At 71.3% G+C, this 12446-nt stretch carries 12 protein-coding genes; 7 read left to right on the forward strand and 5 right to left on the reverse strand.

Features of this window, described 5'->3' with window-relative positions; translation table 11 throughout:
* Positions 1–48: 48 nt before the first annotated feature.
* Genes MUY14_RS02595 through MUY14_RS02610 form a run of 4 tightly spaced genes read left to right on the forward strand, consistent with a single transcriptional unit; the run spans position 49 to position 6380 of the window.
* Entirely contained in the window at positions 49–5034 is a 4986-nt protein-coding gene (locus tag MUY14_RS02595) for an NAD-glutamate dehydrogenase (RefSeq protein ID WP_247020404.1), read from the forward strand.
* A complete protein-coding gene (locus MUY14_RS02600; RefSeq protein ID WP_247020406.1) occupies positions 5031–5450 on the forward strand; it encodes a thioesterase family protein in 420 nt (139 codons plus the stop codon). Before MUY14_RS02595 ends, MUY14_RS02600 begins: the two co-directional genes overlap by 4 nt.
* Positions 5443–6078 carry a hypothetical protein gene (locus tag MUY14_RS02605; protein WP_247020408.1) on the forward strand — a complete coding sequence of 212 codons (636 nt, stop codon included), beginning with the start codon at positions 5443–5445 and terminating at the stop codon, positions 6076–6078. The genes MUY14_RS02600 and MUY14_RS02605 overlap by 8 nt, the downstream gene beginning before the upstream one ends.
* 53 nt (positions 6079–6131) lie before the next feature.
* Entirely contained in the window at positions 6132–6380 is a 249-nt protein-coding gene (locus MUY14_RS02610) for a hypothetical protein (protein WP_247020410.1), read from the forward strand.
* Between the two features lie 6 nt (positions 6381–6386).
* Here MUY14_RS02610 and MUY14_RS02615 read toward each other — a convergent pair whose 3' ends face one another.
* The 4 genes from MUY14_RS02615 to MUY14_RS02630 all read right to left on the reverse strand — a co-directional run bounded on the left by MUY14_RS02615 (position 6387) and on the right by MUY14_RS02630 (position 9944).
* A complete protein-coding gene (locus MUY14_RS02615) occupies positions 6387–6950 on the reverse strand; it encodes a dihydrofolate reductase family protein (protein ID WP_247020412.1) in 564 nt (187 codons plus the stop codon).
* Positions 6951–6960: 10 nt separating this feature from the next.
* Positions 6961–8514 carry a glycoside hydrolase family 13 protein gene (locus MUY14_RS02620; RefSeq protein ID WP_247020414.1) on the reverse strand — a complete coding sequence of 518 codons (1554 nt, stop codon included), beginning with the start codon at positions 8512–8514 and terminating at the stop codon, positions 6961–6963.
* Complete coding sequence (locus tag MUY14_RS02625) at positions 8511–8894, reverse strand: globin (RefSeq protein WP_247025035.1); 384 nt, start codon at positions 8892–8894, stop codon at positions 8511–8513. The genes MUY14_RS02620 and MUY14_RS02625 overlap by 4 nt, the downstream gene beginning before the upstream one ends.
* Before the next feature lie 99 nt (positions 8895–8993).
* Positions 8994–9944, reverse strand: a complete 951-nt coding sequence (locus MUY14_RS02630) for a mechanosensitive ion channel family protein (protein WP_247020416.1) — start codon at positions 9942–9944, stop codon at positions 8994–8996.
* Between the two features lie 394 nt (positions 9945–10338).
* On the opposite strand from MUY14_RS02630, the gene MUY14_RS02635 reads away from it, so the two are divergent.
* Positions 10339–10836, forward strand: a complete 498-nt coding sequence (locus MUY14_RS02635) for an HNH endonuclease (RefSeq protein ID WP_315863255.1) — start codon at positions 10339–10341, stop codon at positions 10834–10836.
* A gap of 100 nt (positions 10837–10936) precedes the next feature.
* Here MUY14_RS02635 and MUY14_RS47200 read toward each other — a convergent pair whose 3' ends face one another.
* Entirely contained in the window at positions 10937–11074 is a 138-nt protein-coding gene (locus MUY14_RS47200; protein WP_247020420.1) for a hypothetical protein, read from the reverse strand.
* 566 nt (positions 11075–11640) lie between these two features.
* Between MUY14_RS47200 and MUY14_RS02645 the strand changes: the two genes are divergently transcribed.
* Together MUY14_RS02645 and MUY14_RS02650 are read left to right on the forward strand one after the other, a co-directional pair.
* Positions 11641–11895, forward strand: a complete 255-nt coding sequence (locus tag MUY14_RS02645) for a hypothetical protein (RefSeq protein ID WP_247020422.1) — start codon at positions 11641–11643, stop codon at positions 11893–11895.
* The gene (locus tag MUY14_RS02650) at positions 11882–12370 is read left to right on the forward strand and encodes a DUF5130 family protein (RefSeq protein ID WP_247020423.1); all 489 of its coding nucleotides are present in this window, start codon (positions 11882–11884) and stop codon (positions 12368–12370) included. Before MUY14_RS02645 ends, MUY14_RS02650 begins: the two co-directional genes overlap by 14 nt.
* The last annotated feature ends 76 nt before the right edge of the window (positions 12371–12446 follow it).

The raw sequence follows: 12446 nt of genomic DNA on the forward strand, positions 1-12446 counted from the left end.
GACGAGCCGGCGCGGTGCCACCTCACGCAAACTGGAGAGTTGTCTCAAATGAGCTCGACCGGAGTCTCGTCCCCATCCGGAACCGGCGCGGAAACCGAACCCGAGTTCGGCCAGCGCGCCCCGGCCAGCCCGGAGCAGATCAGGGACGACCTGATCGACGCGGCCGCGGGGCTGGCGCCGGAGATCGGTGAGCTCATCCGGCTGTACTACCGGCACATCCCGGCCGAAGAGATCGTCGGCGACGAGGCCGTGAACCTCGTCGGGGCGGTGCGGTCGCACCTGCAGCTGGCCAAGCACCGGATGCCCGGCCGCCCGGCGGTGCGGCTGCTGAACCCGACCGTCGCCGAAGACGGGTGGGCTCGCGAGGCCACCGTCGTGCAGGTCGTCACCGACGACATGCCCTACCTCGTCGACTCGATCGCCGCGGAGTTCGCGCGCGACGGGGTGCAGGTGCAGCGGATCGTCCACCCGATCGTCGTCGTCACCCGCGACCTGACCGGTGAGCTGCAGGAAGTCCACCCCGACGCCGACCCGGGCGAGCCGCCCGTGAACTCGGCGGCCGAGTCGTGGATGTACATCGAGATCGACTTCGTCACCGACCGCAACCGCGCCCGCGAGCTCGACAACCGGCTCTCCAGCGTGCTCGGGGACGTCCGCGAGGTCGTCGAGGACGCCGAGAAGATGGCCCAGACGGCCTGCCAGCTGGCGAGCGAGCTCGAGACCGACCCGCCGAAGCTGCCCCAAGCCGAGGTCGCCGAGGGCGCGCGGCTGCTGCGCTGGCTGGCCGACGGCCACTTCACCTTCCTCGGCTACCGCCGCTACGAGCTGATCGACAACCCGCACCCGGACTCCGACGACCCGGCCCTGCGCGCGGTCCTGGCTTCCGGCCTCGGCGTGCTGCGCCAGGACAGCCTCGCCGCGCGCGGCCTCACCGCCGGGCCGGACACCGCCGCCACCGCGCTCGCGCCGTCGCTGCTGGTGCTGACCCAGGCGAGCGCGCCCTCGACCGTGCACCGGCCGGTCTACCCGTACTACGTCGGCGTGAAGACGTTCGACGCCGACGGCACCGTCACCGGCGAGCACCGCTTCCTCGGCATGTTCACCACCACCGCGCTGCACGAGAATGTCCTCGACATCCCGGTGGTGTGCAAGCGGGTCCGCGAGGTCATCCACCGCGCCGGCTTCCCGATGGAGTCCTTCTCCGGCCAGCGGATGCTCGAAGTCCTGCAGAACTGGCCGCGCGCCGACCTGTTCTCCGCCGACACCGACTCGCTGTACGCGACGACGACCGGCGCGATCACGCTGTCCGACCGGCGGCGGCTGCGGCTGTTCCTGCGGCGCGACCCGTACGGCCGCTTCTACTCCTGCCTCGTCTACCTCCCGCAGGACCGCTACACGACGCGGTCGCGGCTGGCGATGCAGGAAGTCCTGCTCGAAGAGCTCGAAGGCACCCAGCTCGAGTACAGCGCCCGGATCGGGGAAACCGTGCTGGCGCAGGTGCACTTCATGGTGCACACCGACCCGGCGCGCCGCCTGGAGCCGGACACGCAGCGGATCCAGGAGCGGCTCAACACCGCGGTCCGCAGCTGGGACGACCGGATGGTCGAGGCGGTGCTCGACGAGCGCCGCGAGCGCTCGGACGGCGGCGTCGCGGTCGGGATCGTCGGCGAGGAGTCGGCGACCGAGCAGGGCCAGCGCTACGCGGGCGTGTTCCCCGAGGGCTACAAGGAGGACTTCACCGCCGAAGAGGCGCTGGGCGACCTCCGCGCCCTCGATTCGCTGACCGACGAGGGCGACCTCGCGCTGTCGTTCTACCTGCCGGCCGACGCCGAGCCCGGTGAGCGGCGCTTCAAGCTCTACCTGCGCGGCGAGGGCGTGACGCTGTCCAAGGTGCTGCCGGTGCTGCAGGCCATGGGCGTCGAGGTCGTCGACGAGCGGCCGTACGAGCTGCACCGCGAGGACGGCGGCGCGTGCTGGATCTACGACTTCGGCCTGCGCATCGACCAGCAGGTCATCGCCAAGACCGGCGCCGAGGCGATCACCGAGCTGCGCGACCGCTTCCAGGACGCCTTCGAGGCCGCCTGGCGCGGCGACGCCGAGGTCGACGGCCTCAACGGGCTCGTCCTGCGGGCGGGCCTCACCTGGCGCCAGGTCGCCGTGCTGCGCGCGTACTCGCGGTACCTGCGCCAGGCCGGCAGCGCGTTCTCCCAGGACTACATCCAGAACACGCTGCTGAACCACACGCAGGTCGCGACGAAGCTGCTGCGGCTGTTCGAGGCCCGCTTCGACCCGAAGCTGAACGACACCGACCGCGAAGCCGCCACCGAAGCGCTGGCGAGCGAGCTCGGCTCGATGATCGACGAGGTCACCAGCCTCGACGAGGACCGGATCCTGCGCCGCCTGATGGCCGTCATCCAGGCCACCCTGCGGACGAACTACCACGTCACCGACGCCGCCGGGGCCAACCGCACGTACCTGGCGATCAAGCTCGACCCGGCCGGCGTGCCCGAGCTGCCCGAGCCGCGGCCGAAGTTCGAGATCTTCGTGTACTCGCCGCGCGTCGAGGGCGTGCACCTGCGCTTCGGCGAGGTCGCGCGCGGCGGCCTGCGCTGGTCGGACCGGCGCGAGGACTTCCGCACCGAGATCCTCGGCCTGGTCAAGGCGCAGGCGGTGAAGAACGCGGTGATCGTGCCGGTCGGCGCGAAGGGCGGCTTCGTCGTGAAGCGCCCGCCGGCCGCGACCGGTGACGCGAGCATCGACCGCGACGCCCAGCTCACCGAGGGCATCGCCTGCTACCGCATGTTCATCTCCGGCCTGCTCGACCTGACCGACAACCGGATCGAGGGCAAGACCGTGCCCGCGCCGGGCGTCGTCCGGCACGACGCCGACGACTCCTACCTGGTCGTCGCGGCGGACAAGGGCACCGCGAAGTTCTCCGACATCGCCAACGAGGTCTCCGGCCAGTACGGCTTCTGGCTGGGCGACGCGTTCGCCTCCGGCGGCTCGGTCGGCTACGACCACAAGGCCATGGGCATCACGGCGAAGGGTGCCTGGGAGAGCGTCAAGCGGCACTTCCGCGAGCTGGGCAAGGACACCCAGACCGAGGACTTCACCGTCGTCGGCATCGGCGACATGATGGGCGACGTCTTCGGCAACGGCATGCTGCTGTCCGAGCACATCCGGCTGGTCGCGGCGTTCAACCACATGCACGTCTTCCTCGACCCGAACCCGGAGGCGGCCGTAACATTTGCCGAGCGGCGCCGGCTGTTCGACCTCCCGCGCAGCTCGTGGGACGACTACGACCGCTCGCTGATCAGCGAGGGCGGCGGGATCTACCCGCGCACGGCGAAGTCGATCCCGATCAGCCCGCAGGTGCGCGAGGCCCTCGGCCTCGAGGAGGGCGTCACCGCGCTGGCTCCGATGGACCTCATCCAGGCGATCCTGCTGGCGCCCGTCGAACTCCTGTGGAACGGCGGCATCGGCACCTACGTCAAGGCGGAGACCGAGACCCACGCCGCCGCCGGCGACAAGGCCAACGACGCCATCCGCGTCGACGGCAAGCAGCTGCGCGTGAAGGTGTTCGGCGAGGGCGGCAACCTCGGCCTCACGCAGCTGGGCCGGATCGAGTTCGCCCGCAACGGCGGCAAGATCAACACCGACGCGCTCGACAACTCGGCCGGCGTCGACTGCTCCGACCACGAGGTCAACATCAAGATCCTGCTCGACCACCTGGTGCAGACCGGGAAGCTCGAGGAGGCCCAGCGCAACGAGCTCCTGGCCGAGATGACCGACGAGGTCGGCGCGCTGGTGCTGGCGGACAACTACCGGCAGAACGCCGTCCTCGGCGTCAGCCGGGCGCACGCCGCGCCGATGCTTTCGGTGCACCAGCGGCAGGTCCAGGCGCTGGTCTCCGCGGGCGCGTTCGACCGCAAGCTCGAAGCGCTGCCGAGCAACTCGGAGTTCCGTGAGCTGGAGAAGGCGGGCAAGGGCCTCACGTCGCCGGAGCTGGCGACGCTGCTCGCCCACGTCAAGCTGGAGCTGAAGGACGAGCTGCTGGCCAGCGACCTGCCCGACTCGCAGGTGTTCGCCGGCCGGCTGCCCGAGTACTTCCCGGTGCCGCTGCGCGAGCGGTTCGCCTCCGCGATCGGCGAGCACCCGCTGCGCCGCCAGATCATCACCACGCTCATCGCCAACGAAGTGGTCGACGGCGGCGGCATCTCCTTCGTCTACCGGCTGATGGAGGAGATGAACGCGACCGCGACCGACGCGGTGCGCGCGTACGCGGTGGTGACGCGGGTGTTCGACCTGCCCGCGCTGTGGGCGGAGATCGACGCGCTCGACAACGTCGTGTCCACCGACGTCGCGGACAGCATGGTGCTGGAGACGCGGCGGCTGCTCGACCGGGCCGCGCGCTGGTTCCTCACCAACCGGCCGCAGCCGCTGGCCCCGCTGGCGGAGATCAACCGGTTCAGCCGGGTGCTCGGCAAGCTCGTCCCGAAGATCGGCGACCTCCTGCGCGGCCGCGAGGCGGAGTCGGTGCAGAAGCACGTGGACGAGCTGATCGAAGCGAAGGTGCCCGAGGGCCTGGCCCGCCGGGTGTCGCTGCTGCTGCACACCTTCGGCCTGCTCGACGTCACCGACGTGGCCGAGCTCGCCGAACAGCAGATCGGCGTGGACGCGACGCACAGCCCGGCCGAGACGGCGGAGCTGTACTACGCGCTCTCGGACCACCTGGACGTCGACAAGATGCTCACCGAGATCAGCGCGCTGGAACGCGGCAACCGCTGGCACGCCCTCGCACGGCTTTCGCTGCGCGACGACGTCTACGGCTCGCTGCGGGCGATCACGCTGGACGCGTTGCGGCACAGCGATCCCGGCTCGTCCGCGGACGCCAAGATCGCGCAGTGGGAGAAGACGAATTCCTCGCGGCTGCAGCGGGCTCGCGTCGCGCTGGACGAGATCCACAAGTCCGGCCGGCTCGACCTCGCGACGCTTTCGGTGGCGGCCCGGCAGATCCGGAGCACGGTGCGGTGACCTACGTTGCGCACGTCCGTCCGCGCTGGACGGACATGGACGTCTACGGCCACATCAACCACGCGAAGATGGTGACGCTGCTCGAAGAGGCGCGCATCCCGCTGCTGTTCAAGGGCGCCGTCGAGGCGGGGCTCGACCAGCTGCCGAAAGGCATCGTCGTGGTCAAGCTGGAGGTGGCCTACAAGGCGCCGATAGTGGTGTCCGGGCAGGAACTGCGGGTCGGCATCGACCTGACGGAGCTGCGCGCGGCGAGCTTCACGCTCGCCTACCGCGTCCACACCGGGCCCGCCGGAACCGACCCGGTCGCGGTCACCGCGGAGACGGTGCTGGCGCCGTACGACACGGTCGCGTTGCGGCCGCGTAGGCTCAGCCCGCCCGAGTCGGATTTTCTGAAGCAGGGGTTCGCGGATGCCTGAGTTGTTCGTGCCGGACGCGGCGGACCGGGAGACCCTCGGTGCGTTCGTCGCCCGCGCGGTCCGGCTGGACGGCCAGACGGCCGTCCGGCTGCGCCAGCGTGGCGACGGCGTGGTGGAAGCCTGGACGGCGACGCCGTTCGAGTGCTTCGCGACGCGCGCGGTGGCCGGGGACGTCACGCCCGGCGACGTCACGGTGTCCGGCAACGAGCTGCTCGCCGCGCTGACCGTGGCGGGCGGGCCGAAGATGGACCCGGGCCCGGCCCGCGACCTGCTGTGGCACGGCGAGCTGCCGCCGTCCGGCCGCTGGCCGCTGATCGACGAGCTGCCGGCGCGGGTCGTCGCGGAGCTGGCCGACCGCGGCGTGACGCTGGCCAGGGACAACGCCGGCCCGCACGGCAACCCGCCGTCGTCGCTGATGGACCAGGCGGTGCTGACCGTGTCCGGTGAAGCGACCGAGGTCAAGGTCCAGATGCGCTGCCTGTTCGCGATGTCGGGCATGGGTTTCGTGGACTCGGACCTGGCGGAGGACGTCGTCCGCGTGTCGGCGACGGACTCGTGGCTGCGCCTGGACGCGCGCTACGGCGCGATCGTGCGGCGCCGCCACGCGCTGCTGCCGCTGTTGTTCTGACGGATTCCTTACGGGGTGCCACCGGTGCGCGCCACCGGTGGCACCCTGGAGCCATGAAGCCGGACGACGACCCGACCGCGGACTTCCTCGACGCCGTACGCGCCGAGGACACGCCGTGGCGGCGGGACCGTCCGGTGGGTGAGCCGGCGCCGGAGCGCGCCGAAAGACCTGAGAGGTGGGGCCGCACGCGTGCGGCGGGCCGGGCGGCTGCCCAGGCGGCGCCCTACCTCCAGGCCGCGGCGCTGGTGGCGTGGCTGGCGAGCGGCGCCTTCGACGACGGCTCGGGCGACCAGAGCGGGTAGGGGCGGTCAGCGCCGCTCGTACCGGGTCAGGACGACCCCACCGGGGAACGTCCGCGTCTCCACCAGGTTCAGGGGCACCCGGCTGTCGAGCGCGGTGAAGAACGGCGTGCCGCCGCCCACCAGGACCGGGTGGGTGACGATCTCGTACTCGTCGACCAGCCCGGCCCGCAGGGCCGCCGCGGCCAGCTTCGGCCCGCCGACCCGCATCCGCCCGCCGTCCCCGGCCTTGAGCCGGGTGATCTCGGCGAGCGGGTCGCCGGTCACCACGCGGGTGTTCCAGCCGGGCTCGTCCATCTCCGCCGAGGTGAACAGCACCTTGGGCGTGTCCCGCCAGTTCCGCGCGAACGCGATCTCCGCCGGGGTGGCGCCCGGCAGCTCGTCGGCGGTCGGCCAGTGGGAGCCCATCGTCTCCCACAGCTTGCGCCCGTACAGGAACAGATCGACCGCCTGCTCCTGCTCGAGCCACCACTCGAACAGCTCGTCACTCGGCTCGCTCCAGCCGAGGTCGCCACCGGGCGCGGTGGTGTAGCCGTCCAGGCTCAGGTTCATCCCGTAGACCAGTTTCCGCACGCCAACCCCCTCAAACCAGCCAGGCGGCCGAATCCGCCGGCAGCTTCCCGTCGACCAGCGGGCTGCTGGAGAGCAGCACTTCACCGGGCGGCAGCGCGATCGGGCTCGCCGACGTGTTCAGCGCGCACACCAGCCCGCCGCCGCGGCGCCGGAACGCGAAGCAGCCCGCGGGCGCGCCGTACCACTCCAGTTCCTCGCCGCCGAACGCCGGATGCGTCTTCCGCAGCTCGATCGCCTGGCGGTACAGGGAGAGCGTCGAGTCCGCGTCCTCGATCTGCTTCTCCACCGTCAGCCCGGCCCAGCCGGCCGGCATCGGCAGCCACGTGCGCGGGTTGCGCGAGAACCCGAACGGCGGGAGGTCGCCCTCCCACGGCAGCGGGACGCGGGAGACGTCGCGGCCGAACTCGGCGCCGCTCGTCTTCGCGCGCGGGTCGGCCATCTCCGCGGCCGGGATGTCGACGTTGGCCAGGCCGAGCTCTTCGCCGTTGTAGAGGTAGACGGTGCCGGGCAGGGCCAGCTCCACCAGCGCCATCGCCCGGGCGCGCCGGACGCCGGCCGCGCCGCCGCCGTAGCGGCTGACCTGGCGCCAGACGTCGTGGTTGCCCAGCGTCCAGGTCGCGGGCGCGCCGACCTTCGCCGGGACGGTCAGGGAGCGCTCGATGGCCGTGCGCATCGCGTCGGCGTCGAAGTGGGTCAGCACCAGCCGGAAGTTGAACGCCAGGTGCAGCTCGTCGGGCCGCAGGTAGCGCGAGAGGCGCTCTTCGTCGGTCACCCAGATCTCGCCGACCGCCATGGCCTCCGGGAACTCGTCGAGCACCTTGCGGATCATCTGGTGGATCTCGTGGACGCCGTCGTGGTCCCAGCGCGGGTCGTAGTAGTGGCTCGGCCCGAGCGCGTCCGCGCGCGGGTCCATGTCCGGCAGACCGGGCGGCTTCGCCATGCCGTGCGCGACGTCGATGCGGAAGCCGTCGACGCCGCGTTCGAGCCAGAAGCGCAGGGTGCGTTCGAGGTCGGCGGCGACCTCGGGGTTGGTCCAGTTCAGGTCCGGCTGCTGCGGGGCGAACAGGTGCAGGTACCACTGGCCGTCCGGCACCCGGGTCCAGGCCGGGCCGCCGAACGCGCTCACCCAGTTGTTGGGCGGGTCCTCGCCCTTCGGCCCGACGCCGTCGCGGAAGATGTACCGGTCGCGCTCCGGGCTGCCCGGCTTCGCCGCCATCGCGGACTTGAACCAGGCGTGCTGGTTGCTGGTGTGGTTCGGCACCACGTCCACGGTGACCTTGATGTTCCGCTTGTGCGCCTCGGTCAGCAGGACGTCGAAGTCGCCGAGGGTGCCGAACATCGGGTCGACGTCCCGCGGGTCCGCGATGTCGTAGCCGTGGTCGGCCATCGGGGAGCGGTAGAACGGCGTCAGCCACAGCGCGTCGACGCCCAGCAGCTCCAGGTAACCGAGCCGGGAGTGGATGCCTTCCAGGTCTCCGACGCCGTCACCGTCCGAATCGGCGAACGAGCGCACGTAGACCTGGTAGAAGACGGCATCCCGCCACCAGTCCGGCCCGGGTCTCATACGAAGCTGTTCATCATGCTGTGCGCGGCCATCTCCAGGTACGCCCAGAGCTGACCGCGGTACGGCTCTTCCAGGTTCTCCTCGTCGACGGCGATCCGGATGCAGCGCAGCCACGCGTCCCGCTCGATCGGCCCGATCTTGAACGGCGCGTGCCGCATCCGCAGCCGCGGGTGCCCGCGCTGGTCGGAGTAGGTGTGCGGGCCGCCCCAGTACTGCATGAGGAACAGCCGGAAGCGCTCCTCGGCCGGGCCGAGGTCCTCCTCGGGGTAGAGCGGGCGGAGGATCTCGTCACGCGCGACCTCTTCGTAGAACCGCCCGACGATGCGGCGGAACGTCGGTTCGCCGCCGACCGCTTCGTAGAGGTTCGCCGGTTCGCTCACTGCAGACACGCCTTCCATTTTGCCCTCCTGGGTGCGGGTTCCCGACGCCGGTCCCGCTCCTTCCGGATGGTCGCGAACCCGCTTCCCAGCGTAACGGCGCTACTTTTCGACGGCCGGGACCACGCCCGGGAACAGCCGGCCGAGCGGCGGTTCGAACCCGGCCTCCTCCAGGGCCGCGAGCAGCTGCGCTCGCAAGGCGCGCTGCACGGCCCACTGCTTGCCCGGGCGGACCTTCACCGTCAGGCGCAGCTGGAGGCCTTCCGGTGTGACGCTTTCCACACCCAGCATCTCCGGCGGCTCGAGGACGTTGTCCTTCAGCGCCTCGCTCTCGGTGGCCTTGGCCGCGGCGCCCAGGAGCACGGTGGTCGCGCGCTCGACGTCGGCCGTGTAGCCGAGCGGGACGTCGACGACCGCGACCGCGAAGCCCTGGCTGGAGTTGCCGACGCGCAGCACCTCGCCGTTGCGGACGTACCAGACGGTGCCCTTGAGGTCGCGCAGCGTGGTGATCCGCAGGCCGACGGCCTCGACGGTGCCGGTCGCCTCTCCGATGTCGACGACGTCGCCGACGCCGTACTGGTCTTCGACCATCATGAAGATGCCGGACAGGAAGTCCTTCACGAGGTTCTGCGCGCCGAACCCGATCGCGACGCCGATGATGCCGGCCGAGGCGATGATCGGCCCGAGGTCCAGGCCGAGCTCGCCCAGCACGAGGATGAACGCGAGGCCGTAGACGAGGAACGTGGCCATCGACTTCAGCACGGAGCCGATGGTCTGGGCGCGCTGGCGCCGCCGTTCGATCACGGCGGAGCCGAGCACTTCGGGGGCGCGCTCGCGCAGGGGGCGCAGCAGGGCCGGGAGCTTGCCGCCGGAGCGCGGGAACGTCGTGACCCGGTTGATCATGCGTCTGATCAGCAGGCGGATCACGAACGCGAGCACGAGGATCATCAGGATCTTCAGCGGCTTCGTGAGCAGCCAGTTCGCCGAGCCGGCCAGCCACTCGTTGTTCGTGGCTTTCCACACCTGGTAGCAGAAGGTGCTGGGGTCCTTCACGCAAGGAGGCGGGTCGGCGGTGAGCAAGGGGGACACGGGAGTTCGATCATCCTTCCGATCAGGTCGGTCTGCCCAACTTCAAGTGGATGTCGGGTCGCGCGGATGTGACACGTCTTGTAACACACGTGCGCTGGGGGCCTGTTTTGTGGTCGACTATGCCTACGCCCCTGGAGGTGGTCGAGTGCCAGACCGACAACCCAGCCCCCGCGGCGCCTCCGGCCAAGCCACGGCCGACGAGACGCCAGAGGTGGTCCTGCGCGCCTACCCGGGGGGATCCGCATCCGGCGGAACCGTCCCGGCCGGGCCGGGGAACCGCCCAGGGGGAGTTACCCGCCCGCCCGGACAGCGTAGTAGAGGCCGGGATCCGGCTGCCCCGGCCTGGGGCCGGCGCCGGGTGCTCCTGCTCAACGCCACTTTCGAGCCGCTGACCGCGCTCCCGCTGCGGCGGGCCGTGGTGCTGGTGATGTGCGGCAAGGCCGAAGTGGTGCACGGCGACCCCGGCGGCATCGAGCTGCATTCGGCGAAGGTGTCGCTGCCGGTGCCCTCGGTGATCCGGCTCAGCACGTACGTGCGGGTGCCCTACCGGGCGCAGGTGCCGCTCACCCGTGCCGGGCTGATGCACCGCGACCGGTACCGCTGCGCGTACTGCGGGGGGCGGGCCGAAACGATCGACCACGTCCAGCCGCGCAGCCGCGGCGGGCCCCACAGCTGGACGAACTGCGTCGCCTGCTGCGCCAAGTGCAACCACCGCAAAGCGGACCGGCTGCTCTCGGAGATCGGCTGGCGGCTGCGCGTCGTCCCGCGGGCGCCCCACGGCCCGCACTGGCGGCTGCTGGCCCATTCCCGGGAGGCCGACCCGCTCTGGCAGCCCTACCTCGGCTCGGCCGCTTAGCTGCTCCAGACGCGCCGGCGCCCCGGCTGCCTTGCGGCGGCCGGGGCGAGCCGGGTGCTTGCGCGTGTTCAGGTAGTGCGTGCGTCCCTGGAGTACGGGGTCAGGCAGCGAGCGCGTAGTCGCTCTGGCAGGTGACGCGAGTGCCCATGGTGACGCGCGTGCCGCGGGTGACCCGCGTGCCGCGCGTGACGCGGGTGCCGCAGGTGACTCGCGTGCCGGCCGTCACACGAGTGCCCATCGTGACGCGAGTGCCCCGGGTGACTCGCGTGCCGGCCGTCACACGAGTGCCCATCGTGACGCGAGTGCCCCGGGTGACTCGCGTACCCCGCGTGACGCGCGTGCCCGCCGTCACCCGGGTGCCCATGGTGACGCGGGTTCCGGCCGTCACGCGTGTACCGCGCGTGACACGTGTACCCCGGGTAACCCTTGTGCCCGCCGTCACACGTGTTCCGGGCACGAATTCGATGTCGCTGGGTGACGAGAAGGTCTCGGTGATCGCCTGTGCGGGGGTGTGGGCGCTGTTCATGGCAAGGCCTCCTGGGACCGGTGCGTTACCTGCTGGGGCTGGAGAGCGGGGCGCAAGGCCCGTACAGGTGAAAAAGCTACGAGGATTTCAAGGCCGCGACAAGACGACAGCGGCGGGTGCGGCCGCCTGTACGTTGAGTTGCAACCTTTCGGCCCGACGGTCTTCGCCCCAACGTTCCAGTGGCCGCGAGCCAAGCGGCGGACGGCAGTCGGCTTACGACGAACGGTCGAGTGCGGCGCGCGCGGTGGCCGCGGAGGTCATCCGATACGCTCAGCGCCGTGAACGTTGTCGAGACGATCGTGGTCTTCGCCGTGATCCCGCTGGCCATCTACGGTCTCGCCGGGCTCCTGACGCTCCGGCGCAGGTCCGGCGGCGCCCCGCGGTACCGGTCCGGCCAGGCCTGGGAATACCCGGCCATGTGGTGGAGCGCCAACCCCGACGGGGTCGGCGAAGGGCACCGGCACGCCGGCGCCGAAGCAAAGGCGCCTTCGGGCGCCGCGACCGCGGCGGGAGGCGCTCGTGGCAACTGGTGAGCTGACGAAGCGCGTCGACGAGTCCGAGCTGGCCTACGGCGAGGGACTGACGTCGAGCGGCCGCGTGTCGGCGGCGAAGATGTACGAGCCGGCCGCGCCGTCGGGCCCGTTCGACACCCGCCAGCTGGCCCGCCTGGACGAGGCGCTGACGTTCGCGAGCCGGGAGACCGGCCTCGACTTCAGCCTGTACCTCGGCGAACTGGGCGAGGACAGCCGCGCGGCGGCGGAGAAGCTGCACGCGACGACGACGGACCCGGCGAACGCGGTCCTGATCGCGGTCTCGCCGGGCGAGCGCAAGATCGAGATCGTCACGGGCAAGACGGCGTACACCCGCCTCCCGGACCGCGGCGCCAAGCTGGCGGTGGCGAGCATGGTGGCCTCCTTCAAGGAGGGCGACCTCGTCCGCGGGCTGGTGAGCGGACTGGTGAACGCGCTGCGCATGCTGTCCGACCAGGCGGGCCCCGCACCCCGCTGACCTCGGAACGCAAGAGCCCCGCACCTCGGTCGAGGTGCGGGGCTCTTTTACGTCTGCTGCAGCTGGTCGTGAGTGG

The sequence above is a fragment of the Amycolatopsis sp. FBCC-B4732 genome (assembly GCF_023008405.1).
Taxonomy (GTDB): domain Bacteria; phylum Actinomycetota; class Actinomycetes; order Mycobacteriales; family Pseudonocardiaceae; genus Amycolatopsis; species Amycolatopsis pretoriensis_A.

Coding starts and splice junctions, on each gene's coding strand:
- MUY14_RS02595 (WP_247020404.1), top strand. CDS start 49: ATGAGCTCGACCGGAGTCTCGTCCCCATCCGGAACCGGCGCGGAAACC.
- MUY14_RS02605 (WP_247020408.1), top strand. CDS start 5,443: ATGCCTGAGTTGTTCGTGCCGGACGCGGCGGACCGGGAGACCCTCGGT.
- MUY14_RS02610 (WP_247020410.1), top strand. CDS start 6,132: ATGAAGCCGGACGACGACCCGACCGCGGACTTCCTCGACGCCGTACGC.
- MUY14_RS02620 (WP_247020414.1), bottom strand. CDS start 8,514: ATGAGACCCGGGCCGGACTGGTGGCGGGATGCCGTCTTCTACCAGGTC.
- MUY14_RS47200 (WP_247020420.1), bottom strand. CDS start 11,074: ATGGGCACTCGTGTGACGGCCGGCACGCGAGTCACCTGCGGCACCCGC.